The sequence below is a fragment of the Streptomyces chryseus genome (assembly GCF_014650755.1).
Taxonomy (GTDB): domain Bacteria; phylum Actinomycetota; class Actinomycetes; order Streptomycetales; family Streptomycetaceae; genus Streptomyces; species Streptomyces chryseus.
Map to the genome: position 1 here is coordinate 84961 of NZ_BMVO01000002.1, position 20313 is coordinate 105273.

The 20313-nt window shown below is 72.2% G+C and carries 19 protein-coding genes; 11 read left to right on the forward strand and 8 right to left on the reverse strand.

Going from position 1 to position 20313, the window contains the following annotated elements:
- Positions 1-148: 148 nt before the first annotated feature.
- Both IE185_RS04990 and IE185_RS04995 read right to left on the reverse strand, forming a co-directional pair.
- Positions 149-1252, reverse strand: a complete 1104-nt coding sequence (locus IE185_RS04990; protein ID WP_138895594.1) for a GNAT family N-acetyltransferase — start codon at positions 1250-1252, stop codon at positions 149-151.
- Between the two features lie 2 nt (positions 1253-1254).
- Positions 1255-1650 (reverse strand): hypothetical protein, encoded by a 396-nt coding sequence (locus tag IE185_RS04995; protein WP_138895593.1) that lies wholly within the window; start codon positions 1648-1650, stop codon positions 1255-1257.
- A gap of 184 nt (positions 1651-1834) precedes the next feature.
- On the opposite strand from IE185_RS04995, the gene IE185_RS05000 reads away from it, so the two are divergent.
- On the forward strand, positions 1835-2644 hold the full coding sequence (locus IE185_RS05000) for an SGNH/GDSL hydrolase family protein (RefSeq protein WP_138895592.1): 810 nt from the start codon (positions 1835-1837) through the stop codon (positions 2642-2644).
- Here the strand turns inward: IE185_RS05000 and IE185_RS05005 are convergent.
- Positions 2628-4406, reverse strand: coding sequence for a serine/threonine-protein kinase (locus IE185_RS05005; RefSeq protein WP_138895591.1), 1779 nt, complete (start codon positions 4404-4406; stop codon positions 2628-2630). The two genes, IE185_RS05000 and IE185_RS05005, sit on opposite strands and share 17 nt — an antisense overlap.
- A gap of 293 nt (positions 4407-4699) precedes the next feature.
- Here IE185_RS05005 and IE185_RS05010 point away from each other — a divergent pair, with 293 nt between their 5' ends.
- On the forward strand, positions 4700-4963 hold the full coding sequence (locus IE185_RS05010) for a hypothetical protein (protein ID WP_138895590.1): 264 nt from the start codon (positions 4700-4702) through the stop codon (positions 4961-4963).
- A 27-nt stretch (positions 4964-4990) separates the two neighbouring features.
- Here the strand turns inward: IE185_RS05010 and IE185_RS05015 are convergent, their stop codons facing one another.
- The 4 genes from IE185_RS05015 to hmgA all read right to left on the reverse strand — a co-directional run bounded on the left by IE185_RS05015 (position 4991) and on the right by hmgA (position 9639).
- Positions 4991-6187 (reverse strand): CaiB/BaiF CoA transferase family protein, encoded by a 1197-nt coding sequence (locus tag IE185_RS05015; RefSeq protein WP_138895589.1) that lies wholly within the window; start codon positions 6185-6187, stop codon positions 4991-4993.
- 115 nt (positions 6188-6302) lie between these two features.
- Positions 6303-7514 (reverse strand): type ISP restriction/modification enzyme, encoded by a 1212-nt coding sequence (locus IE185_RS05020; protein ID WP_138895588.1) that lies wholly within the window; start codon positions 7512-7514, stop codon positions 6303-6305.
- A 34-nt stretch (positions 7515-7548) separates the two neighbouring features.
- On the reverse strand, positions 7549-8298 hold the full coding sequence (locus tag IE185_RS05025) for a GntR family transcriptional regulator (RefSeq protein WP_138895587.1): 750 nt from the start codon (positions 8296-8298) through the stop codon (positions 7549-7551).
- A gap of 21 nt (positions 8299-8319) precedes the next feature.
- Positions 8320-9639, reverse strand: a complete 1320-nt coding sequence (gene hmgA, locus IE185_RS05030) for a homogentisate 1,2-dioxygenase (protein ID WP_138895586.1) — start codon at positions 9637-9639, stop codon at positions 8320-8322.
- Between the two features lie 106 nt (positions 9640-9745).
- Between hmgA and IE185_RS05035 the strand changes: the two genes are divergently transcribed.
- The 6 genes from IE185_RS05035 (at position 9746) to IE185_RS32980 (ending at position 17119) form a co-directional block, all read left to right on the forward strand.
- A complete protein-coding gene (locus IE185_RS05035; RefSeq protein ID WP_229843357.1) occupies positions 9746-10360 on the forward strand; it encodes a TetR/AcrR family transcriptional regulator in 615 nt (204 codons plus the stop codon).
- Between the two features lie 92 nt (positions 10361-10452).
- Entirely contained in the window at positions 10453-12693 is a 2241-nt protein-coding gene (locus tag IE185_RS05040; protein WP_138895584.1) for a molybdopterin-dependent oxidoreductase, read from the forward strand.
- 120 nt (positions 12694-12813) lie between these two features.
- Positions 12814-14211: a CitMHS family transporter gene (locus tag IE185_RS05045; RefSeq protein ID WP_138895583.1), complete on the forward strand. Its 1398-nt coding sequence runs from the start codon at positions 12814-12816 to the stop codon at positions 14209-14211.
- On the forward strand, positions 14211-15482 hold the full coding sequence (locus tag IE185_RS05050; RefSeq protein WP_229843358.1) for an MFS transporter: 1272 nt from the start codon (positions 14211-14213) through the stop codon (positions 15480-15482). The genes IE185_RS05045 and IE185_RS05050 overlap by 1 nt, the downstream gene beginning before the upstream one ends.
- A gap of 103 nt (positions 15483-15585) precedes the next feature.
- Positions 15586-16212 (forward strand): hypothetical protein, encoded by a 627-nt coding sequence (locus IE185_RS05055; protein WP_189714713.1) that lies wholly within the window; start codon positions 15586-15588, stop codon positions 16210-16212.
- Between the two features lie 376 nt (positions 16213-16588).
- A complete protein-coding gene (locus IE185_RS32980) occupies positions 16589-17119 on the forward strand; it encodes a class F sortase (protein ID WP_229843371.1) in 531 nt (176 codons plus the stop codon).
- Here IE185_RS32980 and IE185_RS05065 read toward each other — a convergent pair.
- Entirely contained in the window at positions 17106-17576 is a 471-nt protein-coding gene (locus tag IE185_RS05065; RefSeq protein ID WP_138898295.1) for an ATP-binding protein, read from the reverse strand. The two genes, IE185_RS32980 and IE185_RS05065, sit on opposite strands and share 14 nt — an antisense overlap.
- 158 nt (positions 17577-17734) lie before the next feature.
- Between IE185_RS05065 and IE185_RS05070 the strand changes: the two genes are divergently transcribed.
- From IE185_RS05070 to IE185_RS05080, 3 genes are all read left to right on the forward strand, one after another.
- Positions 17735-18565: a helix-turn-helix domain-containing protein gene (locus IE185_RS05070; RefSeq protein ID WP_138898294.1), complete on the forward strand. Its 831-nt coding sequence runs from the start codon at positions 17735-17737 to the stop codon at positions 18563-18565.
- A complete protein-coding gene (locus tag IE185_RS05075; protein ID WP_138898293.1) occupies positions 18562-18804 on the forward strand; it encodes a DUF397 domain-containing protein in 243 nt (80 codons plus the stop codon). The genes IE185_RS05070 and IE185_RS05075 overlap by 4 nt, the downstream gene beginning before the upstream one ends.
- A gap of 109 nt (positions 18805-18913) precedes the next feature.
- Entirely contained in the window at positions 18914-20308 is a 1395-nt protein-coding gene (locus tag IE185_RS05080) for an aldehyde dehydrogenase family protein (protein ID WP_138898292.1), read from the forward strand.
- Positions 20309-20313: the final 5 nt, after the last annotated feature.

The window sequence follows — 20313 nt, forward strand, 5'->3', positions numbered from 1 at the left end:
CCCATCGCGACGCCTGAGCCCTCCCCTGGAGTCGCTTTGCGTGATGCACCGTTGCGGGTGGATGTACGACGGTATTGATGATGTGGACCGTATGGCAAGACCTGGAACGGGGTCTTGCTTTGCTACCTCTTTGGCGTTATATCGGCGGTCAGTTCCGGAAGCGTCCCGATCGGAATTCGCCGATCCGCTTGAGCAGTTTATCGGCGGGTTCGAACAGTTCCGGTCGTTCGACGACTGTATTGCGCAGAGCGCGCAGCGGGGCGCGGTGTGCCCAGTGGCCGAGGGCCACTGGGTGACGTCGCATCATCCACCCCTCGGAAACCATGATCTCCCGGGTCTTGAGGGAGTCCTTGTACGCTTTCTGGCCGCGTCCGAGATCGATGTACGCGATACCGTCGGCGGCCGCCGCCTCCGCTATCCGCAGGTGCATGAGCAGGCCGGGCGAGAATTTCGCGAACTGCGGATCATAGGACGGAAACCAGCAGCACATGATCCTTTCCGAACGCGGACCGAAATGCGCGGCGATCGGCCGGCCGTCCGCGTACAGCACCGAGAGCAGGCCGGCGAAGGACGGCGTCCTGGTGTGGAACAAGTGGTCGACGAGTCCGATGATCCAGGACTGCGTGAAACGGTCGCTGCGCCCGGTCCTGCGGTACTGCGCGGACTTCCATCGCATCAGCGTCCGCAGCGCCGCCGGGTCTCGCTCGTCGTGCACGTACCTCAGTTCGCCGACCGAGCGGATCAGCTTGCGTTCCTTGGCGAGCGTCGTCCTGAGGAACTTCGGCGCGTTCTTCCGCAGGTGGGCGAGGTACGCCTCGTAACCGTCCGCCGTGTCGATCACCGGTGAGGGGAACGTGCCCGTGACGCCGGACCCGAACGCCTCCTGTCCCGGCGCCAGGTGGTCGAACTCCCACACCGCGAGCCCGCAGGCCCGCAGCAGCTCCCGCGCGTCCCAGATGAATCCGGGCCGGTGCACCAGGCCCTGACTGTCCGACACTCCGAGCCCGACGGCCCTGCCGACCCCGGTGGCGGACCTCTGGTGCGGGAAGAAGGCCACGGGCTCACCGTCTTCCCGTACGACGGCCACGCGCACCCCGCGCCGGTACCGGTCGAGCGCCAGGGTGAACTCGGGGGAGAGGAAAGGGTTCGCCAGCTCCGGCGCACCGTGGAGGTGGGCCTTGGACTGCATGGCTGTCCACGTCGCCCGGTCGGCGGCGCTGAGCTCGCCGGGGCGGTGCACTGCGATGTCCATGGTCAGGTGGTCCGCCTTCTCGCCGTGGAGCCGCCGGGGCGCCGTACCAGTGTCAGCACGAAGAGCAGGGCGCTGATGACGGCGACCGCCGCGACCGCGCCCCTGATGGACCAGACGTGGGTGGCCAGCATCGCCTGGGCGACCAGCAGGTTGAGCGCGACGGCCGCCGCCGCCGACGCCACCAGGCGGCCCAGCGGATCCAGGCCCCGGAGCCCCGACGCCACGGCGCAGCCCGGCGCCACGAGCAGGAAGAAGAGAGTGAACGGTGCGCGAAGCGGCGACGCCAGATCGGCGAACGCCAGGACGGCGCCGACCGCCGATACGGCGAGTGCCGCGCCCGCGAGCGCGGGCAGCGAGTCCGAGATGCGAGTCAATGGCTTGTCATCGATGGTCTGCATTGGCGACTTTGCCCCCTGAAGCGCCGGATGCCGGGCTTCAATGTCGCGCAGCGCACTCCGGCGCGTCAAGGATGCGGAGGGGTCGTGTGGAAGCCCTCGTCGAAAGTTCTTGGCATGAACACTTCCCGTGATGTATGGGGACTGCTACGACAGTTGAGGCGGAAACCCTGCTAAGGGAGGTTCCATGAAACTGTCCCGAATCGCGGCATTCTCATCCTCGCTCCTGCTCGCCGCGGCTCTCGCCCTCACCGGGGCGAGCGCGGCGCAGGCGGCCCAACAGGCCGAATCCCTGGACTATGTGGCCCTCGGCGACTCCTACTCCTCGGGCGTCGGGGCCGGCAGCTACGACAGTGCGAGCGGCGACTGCAAGCGCAGCACCCGCGCCTACCCCGTCCTGTGGGCGGCGTCCCATTCACCCTCGACGTTCGCCTTCACCGCCTGCTCGGGCGCCCGTACGGGTGATGTGACCGCCGGTCAGCTCGCCCCGCTCAACGCCTCGACCGACCTCGTCTCCCTCACCGTCGGCGGCAACGACGCCGGCTTCGCGGACGTCATGACGACGTGCGTCACCCAGTCCGAGTCCAGCTGCCTCGCCCGGATCGCCACGGCGCGCGCCTATGTCGACTCCACGCTGCCCGGCAGGCTCGACTCCGTGTACGCGGCGATCAGAGCGAAGGCCACCACGGCGCGCGTCGTCGTGCTCGGCTACCCCCGCTTCTACAAGCTGAACGGCAGCTGTATCGCCGGGCTCACCGAGCGCGAGCGGTCCGCCATCAACGGCGCCTCCGACTACCTCAACGACGCCACCGCCAAGCGCGCGGCGGACCACGGCTACACCTTTGCGCAGGTCACCCCGGCCTTCGCGGGCCACGAGATCTGCTCGTCGGCGCCCTGGCTGCACAGCGTGAAGTGGACCAACATCGGCGAGTCGTACCACCCGACCGCGGCCGGCCAGTCGGGCGGCTACCTGCCCGTCTTCACCTCCGCCGCCTGAGCGTCCGCGCATCCGCCGAACCGCCGGCCGTGTGGGAGAGCCCGCCCGTCGGGGTCTCCTGCTCGCAGGTCACCGAGAACGGCACGGAGCCGGACGTCGCCTCGACCGGGCTCCTGACCTCGACGCGGATCTCGTCGTGGTGGGTCCCGTCCTCCTTGTACGTCGTCTCCGTGTGGTTCACCCGCTTCGACTTCTCCTCGCCCGCCGCGAAGCTCAGCGTCTTCCAGCCCGGGTCCGAGGACTCCCCGCTGCCCGTCACCCAGCGGTAGCCGACCTGGACGGGGACCCGCCCGACCGTGAACGTCGCGGTGAACGCCGGGGCCCCGGCCTCCGGCGGCGGGCAGGCGCCGGAGTAGCCGCCGCGCACCGCCACGACGGTGACCTTCACGGACTGGGGCGGCGGCGCGGTCGTACCGCCGTCACCGCCGCCGTCGCTCCCGGTGCCTCCGGTGTGGCCGCCGTCGCCCCCGCCGTCGTCGCCGCCGTTTCCTCCGGTGTCGGCGCCGGTCGCGCCCGTGTCCCCGCCGGTCGCGCCGCCGCCGGTACTGGTGCCGCCGTCCGTTCCGCCGCCGTCGGAACTCCCGCCGTCATCGCCCCCGCCTCCGCCGGATCCGTCGCCGCCTGAGTCGCCGCCCGTGTCGCCGCCGCCCGTCGTGGCCGACGAGCCGCCGCTCGCGGGCGCGTTCGGGTCGTCGTCGGCGTTCATCACCGCCCACGTGATGCCCGCCACCGCGAGCAGCAGCGCCAGTACCCCCGCCGCCAGCACCACGGTCGCCCGCCGTGAGCCGTCCCGCGTCGAGGCCGAGGCCGTCGTCGCCGGGCTCCCGTACGGGGAGGACTCCGCGATCGGCGGACCCGTGGCGGCCGGGCCGTGCGAACCGGCCGGGACGAGGGGCGCCGCTGCGAACGCCGTACCCCTCGTACGCGGGGTGTCCCCCGAACCCACGGCCCGCAGCAGGCGCTCCGCCTCCGTGGCGGACATCCGCTCGGCCGGCTCCTTGCGCAGCAGCCCCTCGATCACCGGCGCCAGGGCCCCCGCCCGCGCCGGGGGCGGCAACTCCTCGTCGACCACGGCCCGCAGGGTGGACAGCGGGGTGTCCTGGCGGAACGGTGAGTCGCCCTCCACAGCGGCGTACAGCAGCACCCCGAGCGACCACAGGTCCGACTCGGGCCCCGGCGTACGTCCAAGCGCCCGCTCCGGTGCCAGGAACTCGGGCGACCCGATCAGCTCGCCGGTCATCGTGAGCGCCGAGCTCCCCTCGACCGTCGCGATGCCGAAGTCCGTCAGGACGACACGGCCGTCATTGGCGAGCAGGACGTTCGCGGGCTTCACGTCACGGTGCAGGACGCCCGCCCCGTGCGCCGCGCACAGGGCCGCCAGTACTTCCGCCCCCACGCGTGCGGCCCGCCCCGGCGGCAGCGGACCCTCCGCGTCCAGTACGTCGGAGAGCGACAGCCCGCGCACCAGCTCCATCACGATCCACGGGCGGCCCTCCTCGGTCGCCACGTCGTACACGGTGATCACGTTGCGGTGCGAGACGCGGGCCGCCGCCCAGGCCTCGCGCTCCAGCCGTGCGTACAGCCGCTGCCCGTCGGTGGCGCCGAGGCCGGACGGGGCCCTGACCTCCTTGACGGCGACCTCGCGGCCCAGGACGTCGTCGCGGGCGCGCCACACGACGCCCATGCCGCCCTCGCCCAGAGGGGCCAGCAGGCGGTAGCGGCCCGCGATCACCCGTTGTCCGTTGCCCGGCTGTCCGTTCACTGGCGAGCCCCCTGTCAGCGGCGGAGCGGCATCGCGGTGGAAACCACTCAAAGTTAGCTCAACTCAGGTCCTGTGCAGCCCCCTTGGGCGCCAATCCGCCACGCCCGAAGTGCCGCGATAGGAGAACTGTCCAACTCGCCCTGGAATCGCACGCCTTCGGAGAGTAATCGCCACCGAGTCGTCAACCCCCGTACAGGGGTGGTGAATCACAAGGGCGGGATACACGAGTGTCTCGACGGGGCGATAGGGTTAACCTGCCCGGGCCGGGTGCCCTCGTACGGGTGGGGAGTGACATGGAACAGATAACGGTGCGCAGCAGGCCACGAGTGCCTGCGATCACATGCGGGAGCGGCGCGACCAGTTCGCGCCTCGACCGTCATCTCGCGGTGCTCGGCGGACCAGCCGTGCCGCGCGGTGAGGCGGCCGCGGCGACGCTGCTGATGCGCGAGCTCACGTCACGTGATGTCGCGCACTCGCGAGCGAGCAGGAGCGCGCGGGTCTCGCTCTTCGCCCCGCTGCGACGGCTGCGTCGATCGCTCTTCGGCAGCCGCCACTGACGCGGGCGGACCTCGGTCGCACACCGCTCAGGCGACCACACCGTCCCGGCGCAGCGCTGCTGTTTCCACGTCCGACATTCCCAGGCCGTGCAGCAGCGCTTCGGTGTGCTCGCCGAGTGCGGGAACCGGGCCCATCAGCGGGTCCGCCCCGCCCGGCATCGTGATCGGCGGCAGCATCGCCCGCAGCGGGCCCACCGGCGTACCGATCTCCCGCCACCGGTCGCGTGCCGCCAGCTGAGGGTGCGCCGCCACCTCGGCCACCGTGTTCAGCCGCGCACAGGCGATCCCGGCCCCTTCCAGCGCGGCGATCGCCTCCGGCGCACTCATCACTCCCAGCGCCTCGGCCACCACCGCGTCCGTCCTCTTCCGGTTGCCCGTACGGGCGGTGTTCGTGGCCAGCGCCGGATCGTCCGCCAGTTCCGGGCGCCGGAGCACCTGTTCGGCGAGCCGCCGCCACTCCCGGTCGTTCTGCACCGACAGCAGCACCTGCCCGCCGTCCGCCGTCGGATAGGCGTCGTACGGCGCGATGACGGCGTGCGCGACCCCCGTCCGTGCCGGCGCCTCGCCGCCGTGCATGCCGTGGTGCAGCGGGTGCCCCATCCACTCGGTGAGCGCCTCCAGCATCGACACCTCGACGGGGCCGCCGCGTCCGGTCGTCGCACGCCGCAGCAGCGCCGCGAGGACGCCGGAGAACGCGTACATCGCCGCCGCGATGTCGGCCGCCGGGATGCCGGCCTTCACCGGCTGCTCGGGCGTGCCGGTCACGGACACCAGCCCCGCCTCGCACTGGACGAGCATGTCGTACGCCCGCTTGTCGGCGTACGGTCCCTCGGCGCCGTATCCCGAGATGTCCACGGCGATCAGACGGGGGTGCGCCGCGCACAGGGTGGCGGCGTCGAGGCCGAGCCGGGCCGCCGCGCCGTGGGCGAGGTTCTGCACGAACACGTCGGCCCCGGCCACGAGCCGTCGCACCACGTCGAGCCCGCGCGGGTCCTTGAGGTCCACGGCGAGTGATTCCTTGCCCCGGTTGCACCACACGAAGTGCGAGGCGAGCCCCCCGGCGGCGGTGTCGTAGCCACGGGCGAAGTCGCCGCCGTCCGGACGCTCGATCTTGATGACGCGGGCGCCGAGGTCGGCGAGCTGGCGGGTCGCGAAGGGCGCCGAGACGGCCTGTTCGACGGCGACGACGGTGATGCCCTCCAGGGGCAGCGGCTGAGTGCTCATGGGGACCTGACTATCGTGTACGTCACACCTTTGTCACCGGACACGGTGGCGGAGAACGGCCCGGGAGCGGTGTGCGAACCGGCCGCCTCGTACAACACCGGGGCTTCGCCCAGGGCTAGAGCAGCGCGAACTGCCCCTCAGGGCCCTCCTCCTGGTGGTCCAGGACCGACGCCGGACGCCGGGCCGCGTCCGGGACCGGCAGGACGCCCGCCTCCGCCAGCTCGGCGCGAGTGATCCGCTCACCGTCCCGCAGTTCCTCCCGGCCCGCCTGAAGACCGGCCAGCAGCGCCAGGACGGTGATCAGTTCGAGCAGGTCGGACGTCCACTCCTGCGGCCAGGCCGCGGGGCGGATCGCCTCCAGGGTGCCCGGCTCGCCCGGCGCCGTACGCCGCTCGAACCATGTCTGAAGCACCCGCGCCCCGCCCACGTGGAAGTCCCAGGCCGCCGCCGGTACGGGCGAGACGCGGCCCTCCCCGAGGTGCAGGGCCTCCTCCTGCGCGTCGTACCGCAGCTCCGAGGGCCACGCCGGCACAGCGGAGCGCACGTACGGCCTGCGGCCTCCCGGCAGCCTGGGACGCTCCCCGCCCCGTGCGCCCCGCACCTGCACCGAGGTCATCCGCCGTCCCAGCTCCACGCCCGCCGCCCAGACCTCCGGCCCGGCGGGCAGCGGCACCACCGCGCCGGCCGGCGTGCCCTCCGCCGCGGCGACCGCCCACGCCAGCACGTCCGCCGCGGCCACCTCGTGCCCGTACCGCTCGCTCAGCAACGGCAGCAGCCCCGGCGCCAGGTTCGGTTCGCGGCCGCCGGGGCGCCGGTGCAGCGGGCGGATGCGGCCGGGGCGGCCGGCGGGGGAGCGGCCGTCCGGGAGCAGCGCGCTGACCAGCACCGGCGGGCCCGCCGCCTGGGGCACGTGGCCCGGCTCCACGGCGAAGAGCTGATGGGAGTCGTCGGCGACCCGCCACAGCTCCGGCCGGGCGGCGTCGATCAGCCGGTGGTCGGGGATCAGCCACTGCTCGTCGAAGGGGCCGTGCGTGACGCGCACCGGCTCGGGACAGGGGCCGCTCTCGCGCGCGAGGCGCCCGGTGCCGGTCCGCTGCCCCGGCAGCGCGGCGACCGAGGTGTGCGTCGTACGGGCCCGGGTGGCGCCGAAGAGCTCCTCGCGTCCGGCGCCGTCGGCCCGTACCAGCGCGTCCCAACGGGCCCGCAGCGTCCGCCGGTCCGGGGCGAGCACCCAGCGGCGGCCGAGCCGCAGGGGCGCCACCGACCAGGGCATGAGGTCGCCGAGCAGCGGGGCGTCGGACCGCGTCGCAGGCGTGCGGGCAATCATGCGGGCATCGTAACCACGGCGGGCGGCGCGCCGGTCAGCGCGCGTCCACCGTCACCGAGAAGGAGAAGCGGTCGCCCCGGTAGCGGATGCGCGCCACGTCCACGACCCGGCCGTCGCGGTCGCAGGTCACGCCCGTGTAGTGCAGGATCGGGCTGAGCAGCGGGACGTCCAGGAGCTCGGCCGTCTCCGGGTCGGCGAGGCGCGCCTCGACCGTGTCCGTGATCCTGCCGATCCGTACGCCCACCACGTCCCGCAGTACCTTCGTCATCGGCCAGCGTTCGAGATCGGCGAGGTCGATCCCGGCGGCGACGTCCGGCAGCACCGCGTTCTCCGCCCAGTTGGTCGGCTCGCCGCTCTCCCCGTCACGGCGCAGCCGCCGGTAGGTGACGACCTCGTCGACGCCGGGGAAGTGCTCGACGAGGTCGCCGGGCACTGGCGTGGTCCCGTGCCCGAGGATCGTCGTCGGCTCCCCGGACTGCTGGGCCACGATCGCGTCGATCGAGCCGAGCAGCCGGCGCGGCGCACCGCGCCTGGCGCCCGGCTCGATGAACGTGCCGCGCCGCCGGTGCCTGCTGATCAGGCCCTCGGCCTCCAGTTCCTTGAGGGCCTGGCGCATGGTCAGCACGCTCACGCCGTAGTGCGTGGCGAGCTGCTCCTCGGTGGGCAGCCGCAGCGACGCGTCGGGCGTGCGCCCCAGTATCGAAGCGCGCAGGGACTGCGAGACCTGGTACCAGAGCGGCAGCTTCCGGTTCAGGACCAGGGAGTCGGGGGCGAATGCGGTCACGGTTTCATTTCTCCGTAGGTACTACGACCTGAAGTGGCGTTGCAGACCCTGCCACACGTCGTCGTACGCCGTCTGGAGATGGCCGGCGGTGGCCGCCTGCGCGGTGGCCGTGACCGGCCAGCGCGTCTCGAACATGAAGGCCAGGCCGTCGTCGATCTTCTGCGGCTTCAGCTCGGCGGCGCTCGCCCGGTCGAAGGTCTCACGGTCGGGTCCGTGCGCCGACATCATGTTGTGCAGCGAGCCACCGCCCGGGACGAAGCCCTCGGCCTTCGCGTCGTACGCGCCCTCGATCAGGCCCATGTACTCGCTCATCACGTTGCGGTGGAAGTACGGCGGCCGGAAGGTGTCCTCGCCGACCAGCCAGCGCGGCGCGAAGACGACGAAGTCGACGCCCGCCAGGCCCGGGGTGTCGGACGGGGAGGTGAGGACCGTGAAGATCGACGGGTCCGGGTGGTCGTAGCTGATGGTGCCCATGACGTTGAAGCGGCGCAGGTCGTAGACGTACGGCACGTGGTTGCCGTGCCAGGCGACGACGTCGAGGGGCGAGTGGTCGTACGTCGCCGACCAGAGGTTGCCGCAGAACTTGTTCACCACCTCCACCGGGCCCTCGACGTCCTCGTACGCCGCCACCGGGGCCAGGAAGTCGCGGGCGTTGGCGAGGCCGTTGGCGCCGATGGGGCCGAGGTCGGGGAGCTGGAAGGGCTGCCCGTAGTTCTCGCAGACGTAGCCGCGGGCGCTCTCGTCGAGCAGCTCGACGCGGAAGCGCACCCCGCGCGGTACCAGCGCGATGTGGCCGGGCTCGCAGCGCAGCAGGCCGAACTCGGTGCGCAGCAGCAGACCGCCGCGCTCGGGGACGATCAGCAGCTCGCCGTCGGAGTCGCTGAACACCCGGTCCGTCATGGAGGCGTTGGCGCAGTACAGGTGGATGGCCATGCCGGCGCGCTGGGTCGCGTCGCCGTTGCCGCCGACCGTCCACAGGCCGGCCACGAAGTCGGTGCCGGGCGCCGGCTCGGGCAGCGGGTTCCAGCGCAGCCGGTTCGGGTCGGGGACGGTCTCGGTGAAGGGCGCGCTGCGCAGGGCGCCGTTGTCGGTGCGGACGAAGGGGGGGTGCGCGGCCGACGGCCTGATCCGGTACAGCCACGAGCGCCGGTTGTGGGCGCGCGGCTCGGTGAAGGCCGAGCCGCTCAGCTGCTCGGCGTACAGCCCCAGCGGTGCGCGCTGGGGTGAATTGCGGCCGTGCGGCAGGGCGCCGGGAACGGCCTCGGAACTGTGCTCGTTGCCGAAGCCCGAGGAGTGGGCCAGCCCCTCGGCCGATTTCCTCGCCTGCTCGATGCCGCTCATCGTCCGCTCCCGGGGTGCCGAAGGAATCCTATGGTTGACAGTAGGATTAGCGAGGCCGCCCGTCAACGGGTGCCGCGTCCGGGGGCCGGGTCGGCATCATGGGTGCGTGCCCTCTACGAACTCGCTCCGCCGAGCCCCCGTGCAGCAGCGCAGCGCCGACCGGCTCGCCCGGATACTGGACGCCTGCGCCCAACTCCTCGACGAGATCGGCTACGAGCAGCTGAGCACCCGGGCGGTCGCCGCGCGTGCGGGCGTGCCCATCGGGTCGGTCTACCGCTTCTTCGGCAACAAGCGCGCCATGGCCGACGCCCTCGCCCAGCGCAACCTCGACCGTTACGCCGAGCGGATCAGCGCCCGGCTCGCCACGGTGCCCGCCGGGGACTGGCGCGGCGCGGTCGACGCCGTACTCGACGAGTACATCGCCATGAAGCGCACCGTGCCGGGCTTCCGGCTCGTCGACTTCGGCGTCCAGATCCCGGTGGGCGAGCGGACGGCCGAGGACGACATCAACTACCGGGTCATCGACCGCCTCACCGACCTCCTCCCGGCCCACCTCGGCCTCACCCCCGACCCGGCCCTGCGCCGCACGGTCCTGGTGGCCGTGGAAGCCGCCGACGCGCTGCTCCAGCTCGCCTTCCGCGCCGACCCGGCGGGCGACCCGGACCTGATCACCGAGACCCGCGCCGTACTGCACGCCTACCTGGCCCGGACTCTCGACTGATCCCGTCGCCCCGACCCCCTCCCGGCCATGCCTACCGGTCGGTATGCTCGGCTGTGCCCGCGCGCCACCGTCGACGCCGCCCTGGAGGGCCCATGTCCGGTCACGACGAAGCCACTGCCGCCCGTACCGCCCCGTCCCGCACCGCCCTGCGCGTCTGTCCGCTCTGCGAAGCCACCTGCGGGCTGACCCTCACCATCGAGGGCACCAGGGTCACCGGCGCGCGCGGCGACCGCGACGACGTCTTCAGCAAGGGGTTCATCTGCCCCAAGGGCGCGTCGTTCGGAGAGGTGGACGCCGACCCCGACCGGCTGACCGGACCGCTCGTCCGCGAGGGCGGCGCACTGCGCGAGGCGACCTGGGACGAGGCGTTCGACCTCGTCGCCGCCCGGATGCGGCCGCTGATCGAGGAGTACGGGCCACACTCCGTCGGCGTCGTACTCGGCAACCCCAACGTCCACACCATGGCCGGCGCGCTCTACCCGCCCGTGCTGCTCTCCATGCTGCGCACCCGCAGCCTGTTCACCGCCAGCACCGTCGACCAGATGCCCAAGCACGTCTCCAGCGGCCTGCTCTTCGGCGACCCGCTGGCCATCGCGGTGCCCGACCTGGACCGTACGGACCACCTGCTGCTCCTCGGCGCCAACCCGCTGGAGTCCAACGGCAGCCTGTGCACCGCCCCCGACTTCCCCGGCAAGCTCAAGGCGCTGCGCCGGCGCGGCGGCACGCTCGTCGTCGTCGACCCGCGCCGCACCCGTACCGCCAAGCTGGCCGACCGGCACGTCGCCATCCGGCCCGGTACGGACGCGCTGCTCCTGGCGGCGCTCGCCCAGGTCCTCTTCGAGGAGAAGCTCGCCGACCCGGGCGTCCTGGCGGAGCACCTCGACGGCCTCGGCGAAGTACGGGAAGCGGTAAGGGACTTCACCCCGGAGGCCGTGGCCGCTGCCTGTGACGTGCCCGCCGACGAGATCCGGCTGCTGGCCCGGGGGCTCGCCGCCGCGCCCACCGCCGCCGTGTACGGCCGGGTCGGCAGCTCCACCGTCGAGTTCGGGACCCTGGCGAACTGGCTCGTCGACGTACTGAACGTCCTCACCGGCAACCTCGACCGCCCGGGCGGCGTCCTCTTCCCGCTCTCGGCAACCGCCCCCGCGCCCCGTCCCGCCGGGCCCGGCAAGGGCTTCGCGCTCGGCCGGTGGACGAGCCGGGCCGGCGGCCACCCCGAGGCCAAGGGCGAACTGCCGCTGGCCGCGCTCGCCGAGGAGATCGACACCCCCGGGGAGGGGCGGGTGCGCGCGCTGATCGCCATCGCCGCGAACCCCGTGCTCTCCGCCCCCGACGGGCTGCGGCTCGACCGCGCCCTGAGCGAGCACCTGGACTTCATGGTCAGCGTCGACCCGTACCTCAACGAGACCTCACGCCACGCCGACGTCGTCCTGCCGCCACCGCCGCCGTCCCGCAGCGCGCACTTCGACTTCGCCTTCAACGCCTTCGCCGTGCGCAACCAGGCGCGCTTCACCCCCGCCGCCGTGCCCCTGGAGGACGGGCGAATGGACGAGAGCGAGATCCACGCCCGGCTGATCCTCGCGGTGAGCGGTATGCACGGCGCCGACCCCTCGGCGGTCGACGACCTCGTCATCGAGCGCGCCCTCACCAAGGCGGTCGCCACGCCGCACTCACCCGTCCACGGCGACGACCCCGCCCGGCTCGCCGCCGCACTCACCGGGACGAGCGGCCCCCAGCGGCGCCTGGACATGATGCTGCGCCTCGGCCCGTACGACCTCGTGCTGGACGACCTGCTGGCGCACCCGCACGGCGTCGACCTCGGCCCCCTCCGGCCGCGCCTGGCGCAGGTCCTCAAGACCCGCAGCGGCAAGATCGAGCTGCTGCCCGGACCCGTCGCCGCCGACCTGCCGAGGCTGCGGCGCGCGCTGGAGACACGGCCCGCCGCGCTCGTCCTCGTCGGCCGCCGTCATCTGCGCTCCAACAACAGCTGGATGCACAACATCCCCTCGCTGACCGGCGGCAGCAACCGGTGCACCCTCCAGGTCCACCCGCACGACGCGGCGCGGCTCGGCCTCACCGACGGAGCGGACGCCCGTGTCGCCGCCGAGGGAGGGGCGCTGGTGGTCCCGGTCGAGGTGACCGACGCGGTACGCGCCGGAGTGGTGAGCCTGCCGCACGGCTGGGGGCACGACCGCGAGGGCGTACGGATGGCGGTCGCCGCCGCCGCTCCCGGCGTCAACGTCAACCAGCTCCTCGACGGCAGCCGGCTCGACCCGCTGTCGGGCACGGCGGTGCTCAACGGCTTCCCCGTCGATGTAACACCCATATCGTGACCTGGGGTTTTGCGCTTATTGCTCGCACCTCAACATCTTGTTAACGCCTCACGACGCGACCTAACGTCATCGGACCGCCTGGCCTGGTGGGAGTTCAAGGGCGAACGTGAGGTACCCCAAATGCTGACCATCCTCGGATTCGTCATGATCGCGACCTTCCTGGTCCTGATCATGATGAAGAAGATGTCGCCGATCGCGGCGCTCGTACTGATCCCCGCGCTCTTCTGCGTGCTCGTAGGACAGGGGGCGAAGCTCGGGGACTACGTCCTCGAAGGCGTCGGGAACCTGGCGCCGACCGCCGCGATGCTGATGTTCGCCATCGTGTACTTCGGCGTGATGATCGACGTGGGTCTCTTCGACCCGATCGTGCGCGGCATCCTGCGCTTCTGCAAGGCCGATCCGATGCGGATCGTGGTCGGCACGGCCGTGCTCGCCGCGATCGTCTCGCTCGACGGCGACGGCTCGACCACCTTCATGATCACGGTCTCGGCGATGTATCCGCTCTACAAGCGGCTCGGGATGAGCCTGGTGGTGATGACCGGCGTCGCCGCCACCGCGAACGGCGTGATGAACACACTGCCCTGGGGCGGCCCCACCGCCCGCGCCGCCACGGCGCTGAAGCTCGACGCCGCCGACATCTTCGTGCCCATGATCCCGGCCCTCGCCGTCGGACTGGTCTTCGTCTTCGCCCTCGCCTACGTGCTGGGCCGGCGGGAGCGCAAGCGCCTCGGCTGCCTCACCCTCGACGAGGCGGTCGAGGCGCCGGCCGAGGTCCTCGTCACGGCCGGCGGCGGGGGCGGCGAGGCGCCACGCAAGAGCCCCGGCGGCGGGGACGACGCGGACGCCGGTCCGGCGTACGCCGCCGACGGTGGGGGCTTCCAGGGGCTCGACCCCGACCGTGCGACCCTGCGCCCCAAGCTCTACTGGTTCAACGCCGGGCTCACCGTCGTACTGCTCGCTTCGATGATCATGGAACTGCTGCCGATCCCGGTCCTCTTCCTCATCGGCGCGGCCCTCGCCCTCACGGTCAACTACCCCAACATGGCCGACCAGAAGGCCCGCATCGCCGCCCACGCCGACAACGTCCTCAACGTCGCCGGCATGGTGTTCGCCGCCGCCGTCTTCACCGGCGTCCTCACCGGCACCGGCATGGTCAAGCACATGGCCGACTGGCTCGTCGGCGCCGTCCCCGACGCCATGGGCCCGCACATGGCCCTCGTCACCGGCCTGTTGAGCCTCCCGCTGACGTACTTCATGTCGAACGACGGCTTCTACTTCGGCGTCCTGCCCGTCCTGGCGGAGGCCGGCGCGGCGCACGGGGTGTCGTCGCTGGAGATCGCCCGCGCCTCGCTCGTCGGACAGGCGCTGCACATGTCCAGCCCGCTGGTGCCCGCCGTGTACGTCCTGGTCGGCATGGCCAAGGTCGAGTTCGGCGACCACACCCGGTTCACCGTCAAATGGGCGGCGCTCACCTCGCTGGTGGTGCTCGGCGCCGGAATCCTCTTCGGCATCATCTGATGCGTGGCAGGGGGTGGTTGCTGCGCCTGGTCATCGCCTTCGGCTTCGCGCAGGCGGCGGTGTCGATGGCGCGCCCGGCCGTCTCGTACCGGGCCCTGGCCCTGGGCGCGGACGAGCGCGCGGTCGGCGTGATCGCGGGCGTGTACGCGCTGCTGCCCCTGTTCGCCGCCGTACCGCTGGGGCGCAGGACGGACTTCGGGCGGTGCGCACCCCTGCTGCCCGTCGGCGTCGTCCTGATCTCCGGCGGGTGCGCCCTCAGCGGTACGGCGGACTCCCTCGCGGCGATGGCGGCCTGGAGCGGGGTGATGGGGCTCGGGCACCTGTGCTTCGTCATCGGCGCCCAGTCGATCGTCGCCCGTCAGTCCGCCCCGGCCGAACAGGACCGCAACTTCGGCCACTTCACCATCGGGGCGTCGCTCGGCCAGCTCGTCGGCCCGGTCGCCGCCGGCCTGCTGGTCTCCGGCCACGACGGCGCCATGGCCCGCACCAGCGCCCTCGCCCTGGTCGTCTCGGCGGGCGTCGCGGCGGTGTCGTTCACCTCGCTCTGGCGGATCGAGCACCGGTCGCGGGGCGCGGCGCGCGCCGGGCACGCGGCCAAGGTTCCGGTCCACCGCATCCTGCGGACGCGCGGCGTGCCGGCCGGGATCTTCATCAGCCTCGCGGTGCTCTCCGCGACCGACGTCCTCACCGCGTACCTCCCGGTCGTCGGTGAACACCGGGGCATCGCCCCTTCCGTCGTCGGCCTGCTGCTCAGCCTGCGGGCCGCGGCGACGATCGCCTGCCGGCTGGTGATGACGCCGATGATCCGGCTGCTCGGCCGTACCGCGCTGATGACGCTCACGTGCGTGCTGGCCGCCCTGCTGTGCGCGGGCGTCGCGTTCCCCGTGCCCGTGTGGGCGCTGGCGCTGATGCTGGCCCTGCTCGGCTTCTGCCTGGGCGTGGGCCAGCCGCTGTCGATGACCACGGTGGTCCAGGCGTCCCCGCCGCAGGCGCGCTCGACGGCCCTGGCCCTGCGCCTGACGGGCAACCGCTTCGGGCAGGTGGCGGCCCCCGCGTCGGCGGGGCTGGTGGCCGGCGTGGCGGGGACGGCGGCGCCCTTCCTGATGCTGGGCGTGCTCCTGCTGGGGGCGGCGGGGCTGGCCCTGCGCGGCCGACGGAGCGACGCGCCCGGTGGGCCCAGCGGGTCGGGGGAGTCTGGCGGAGCCGGTGGGGGAGGGGCTGCCTCCCTCGGTCGGCAGACACCCGCTGTCGGCCAGTCAGGTCATATCTGACGACTTCTCAGCGTTTCTAGGCTTCTTCGCGCCCGATATGTGACATCTAATCAGGCGATCGAGTGATCAGTACGACAATCATCTCGGCTTGAAGGAGCCCCGCATGACCACCTCGACATCTCTTCGCTCCCACGGCGTCCGTCCGGGCATGGCCGCCCTCGCCACGCTGGCCCTCGCAGGGGTGTCCCTGTGGGGCGCGCCGGCTGCCTTCGCCGTCCCCGGTGACAGCGGCGAGGTCAAGATCCACAAGGCCGGCACCAGCTTCAACGACAGCAAGGACCACTACGAGGTCTGTACGTTCAACCTGGCCGCCTCCAACTTCGAGACGGTACCGCTGGTCAACTGGACCATCACCCCGCAGCCGAAGACGCCTCCCCAGCCCACCCTGACGGGCGGCATCAACATGGCGAGCGGCAAGGGCCACACCGCCGACTACTCGCTCCCGGACGGCCACTACCAGCTCAACTGGACGTTCCCGGGCGGCGTGCCGAAGCAGAAGATCTTCAAGGTCGACTGCGCCAAGAAGCAGGACAACAAGCCCGCTCCGCGCGGCGCCGTACCCGCCGGCGGCGGCGGGGCGGCGGACACGGGCGCGGGCACCGGTACCGGCGCCGGCAACGACGACGGCTCCTCGCTCGGCATGGCTCCCGCGCTGGTCGCGGGCGCCGCCGGCGTGGCCGGGCTGATCTTCGTCCGTCGGGCCCGCCGCCGCGCAAATGGCGCCGCGTAACACCCGTTCCCGCCGCCGTCGCGGACCGAGCCGGGGCTGCCGCCTCGCCCTGACGGCGACCGTGACGGTGACGCTGATGACCGGTGTCGTCCGGGGGTGCGGCGACTCGCCCCCGGACGCGCCGGTCGTCACCGCCGCTCATGACACCGCCGCCCACGACACGGCCGCCAAGAACCCGGCGCCGGAACCGGTCCCGCGACCGGCGACGACGCCGCCGGTGTCCAAGCCGCCGGTGCCGTCGCCGGCGGTGTCGAAGCCCGGGGTGCCGGTGCCCGTGGTCTCGAAGCCCGCGGTCCCGTCGCCCTGGGCGGTGAGTCCCGCGCCGTCGAAGCCGGTCCCCGCGCCGTCGAAGCCGGTCCCCGCGCCGCCGAAGCCGGTGGCGCCGTCGCCCTCGGCGTCGAAGCCGTCGCCGAGCCCGGCCGGGGCGACGTACCCGCCCCTGTCGCACTCGCCCCCGGCGAGGGTGGCGGTGCCCCGCATCTCCATCGAGGCGCCCGTCGTCGGCATGGGACTGGACCCCAAGGGCACCCTCGCCACCCCGCCGGTGGACGACCCCGCCCTGGTCGGCTGGTACCAGGACGGCCCGAGCCCCGGAGAGGCGGGAACCTCCCTCCTCGTCGGGCACCGGGACACCCGGACCGGCCCGGCCATCTTCCTCAACCTCAACATCCTCAACCCCGGTGACATCGTCAACGTCGTACGCGCGGACCACCGCATCGCGCAGTTCACCGTCGACGCGGTGAAGACGTACAAGAAGGAGGCATTCCCCGACGCCGAGGTGTACGGCAACAAGGCCGGCCGCCCCGAACTGCGCGTGATCACCTGCGGCGGGACCTTCGACAAGAAGAAGGGGTACGCCTCCAACGTCGTCGTCTTCGCCCACCTCACGGGCGTCAAGTCCGTGTGACGGTCCGCGCCGTCACCCGGAGCGTCGCCCACACCGTCTTGCCCACCTGCCGGTCGACGACCCCCCACGTCTCGGCCAGCGCCTCCACCAGCAGCAGCCCTCGCCCCGTCTCCGCGTCAGGAGGCGGGGCATTGGGCGGTGGCGCGGGCAGGCCGCGTTCGGCGCGGGCGTCGGTGACCTCGACGCGCAGCAGCCCGCCCGCCTCCAGCACCAGCCGCAGCTCGAAGTCCCGGCCCGCCACCCGGCCGTGCGTGACGGCGTTCGCGGCGAGCTCGGCGACGATCAGCGCGGCGACGTCGGAGGAGTCGCTCCCGTACGGGACGCCCCACTCGTGGAACTGGTGCACGGCCAGCAGCCGCGCCAGCCTGGCCGCCTTGCGCGTGGCGGAGAACCGCTGCCGGAACACACGTACGGTAAGGGGAGGTTGGGCAGCGGACGGCTGCGTCTCGGTATGCATGAAGCCCACCGTGGCGGGCCCGGCACCACCGTGACCAGCGGACACGTCCGTACGCTGGGCCACCGTACGGACACACGCTGTGGACAGTACGGTCGCTGATGCCGTAACCCTGGGTGAGCTGAGTGCGGGGAGATTCGCTCACTGGGAGGTGGCCGTCCATGGCCGGGGACTGGGAACACGACGAGCCGGAATCATCGGACAGCCTGAAGACCTTCGGGGCGTTCGTCCAGGGGTTGCGGGAGCACGCGGGCTTCACCAGGGAGGAGTTCGGGCCGCTGGTGCGGTTCTCCAAGCACACGATCGAGTCGATCGAGCTGGGCAGACGCATGCCGGACAAGGACTTCGTGGAGCGCGCGGAGCTGGCGCTGGGGAGTACGGGCGCCCTGCGCCGGGCGTTCGGCCACCTGACGCGGCAGCCGGGGCTGGCGGCGTGGTTCAGGAAGTGGGCGCGGCTGGAGCAGCAGGCGCTCAGTCTGGGCAACTACGAGTGCAGGCTCGTGCCGGGGCTGTTGCAGTCGGAAGGGTATGCGCGGGCTGCGTTCAGCAACCGCATCCCGCCCCTGTCGGATCAGCAACTGGAAGCTCAGGTTGCCGCGCGAATGGAGCGGCAGAACTTGCTGTGTGAACGGCCCAACACCTCGTTCAGCTTTGTCATGGACGAGCACGTCCTGCAACGCACCCTCGGAGGAATCGAAGTCACGCGTGGGCTGCTCGGTCACATCCTGGCGTACGCCGAGCTGCGAAACGTCTCGGTGCAGGTCATGCCGACGCGCAGTGAGTGCCATGCGGGACTGGACGGTCCTCTCGCGCTGTTGGAGACTCCGGACGGCAGGCGTCTCGCGTATTCGGAGGGGCAAGAGTCGGGTCGATTGATCGCCGACTCGAAAGAGGCCGCCGTGCTGCACCAACGGTATGCCACACTCCGCTCACAGGCCCTCAGCCCGACTGTCTCCGTGGGCCTGCTGGAGCGAATCAGAGGAGCGCTATGAGCACCACGGAACTGGCGTGGTTCAAGTCCAGCTACAGCGGGACCTCGGGCGACAACTGCGTCGAAGTGGCCCTGTCCTGGCGCAAGTCCAGCTACAGCGGCACCGAAGGTGACAACTGCGTGGAAGTGGCCGCCTCCCCCCACACCGTCCACGTCCGCGACTCCAAGGACAAGGCCGGTCCCGTCCTCGCCCTCCCCTCCCGCGCCTGGGAGGCATTCCTCGTCCTCGCGCGCGGCTGAGCGGTCCGGCGGGGCGGCGGGTGACTTCGGGCCCTGGCGCGTAAAAACTAACAGCGCTAGTTTGGGGTGCGGACCACTACGGCAGCCCGGTAGCTCTGGAGGATCAGCGATGAAGGCCCATGACGCGATGTACATCGGCGGCCAGTGGCGGCCCGCCGTCGGCCAGGACACGATCGCGGTCGTGAACCCGGCCGACGAGCAGGTCATCGGCCACGTCCCGGCCGGTACCGCCGAGGACGTCGACGCGGCGGTACGGGCCGCCCGCGACGCCTTCCCCGGCTGGGCCGCGACCGCTCCGGCCGAGCGCGCCGCCAGGATCGCCGCCCTGCGCGACGTGCTGGTGGCCCGCAAGGACGAGATCGCCGAGACGGTGACCGCCGAGCTGGGCGCGCCCCTGGGCTTCTCGCAGGCGGTGCACGCGGGGGTGCCGATCCTGGTCGCCGGTTCGTACGCCGAGCTGGCCGCGACGTACTCCTTCGAGGAGAAGGTCGGGAACTCGACCGTGTTCCTGGAGCCGGTGGGCGTGGTCGGCGCGATCACGCCGTGGAACTACCCGCTGCACCAGATCGTCGCCAAGGTGGCCCCCGCCCTTGCGGCCGGCTGCACGGTGGTGCTCAAGCCCGCCGAGGACACGCCGCTGACCGCTCAGCTCTTCGCCGAGGCCGTCGAGGAGGCCGGCATCCCCGCCGGTGTCTTCAACCTGGTCACCGGCCTCGGCCCGGTCGCCGGCCAGGCGCTCGCCGAGCACGAGGGCGTCGACCTCGTCTCCTTCACCGGCTCCACCGCCGTCGGCAAGCAGATCGGCGCGACGGCGGGCGCGGCCGTCAAGCGGGTCGCGCTGGAGCTGGGCGGCAAGTCGGCCAACGTCATCCTGCCGAGCGCCGACCTGGCGAAGGCCGTCAACGTCGGTGTCGCCAACGTCATGGGCAACTCCGGTCAGACGTGCAGCGCCTGGACCCGGATGCTGGTCCACGAGGACCAGTACGACGAGGCGGTGGCGCTGGCGGCCGCCGCCGTGGCGAAGTACACCGTCGGTGAACGGGTCGGTCCGCTCGTCAACGCCAAGCAGCAGGCGCGGGTGCGCGGCTACATCGAGAAGGGCGTCGAAGAGGGCGCACGCCTCGTCGCGGGCGGCCCCGACGCCCCGCTCGACACCGGCTACTACGTCGCGCCGACCGTCTTCGCGGACGTCACCCCCGACATGACCATCGCGCGGGAGGAGATCTTCGGCCCGGTCGTGTCGATCCTGAAGTACGCCGACGAGGACGAGGCGCTGCGCATCGCCAACGGCACCGTCTACGGACTCGCGGGGGCGGTCTGGGCGGCGGACGACGCCCAGGCCGTGGCCTTCGCCCGCCGTATGGACACCGGGCAGGTCGACATCAACGGCGGCCGCTTCAACCCGCTGGCCCCCTTCGGCGGTTACAAGCAGTCGGGAGTCGGCCGCGAGCTCGGCTCGCACGGCCTCTCCGAGTACCTCCAGACCAAGTCCCTCCAGTTCTGAGCCCC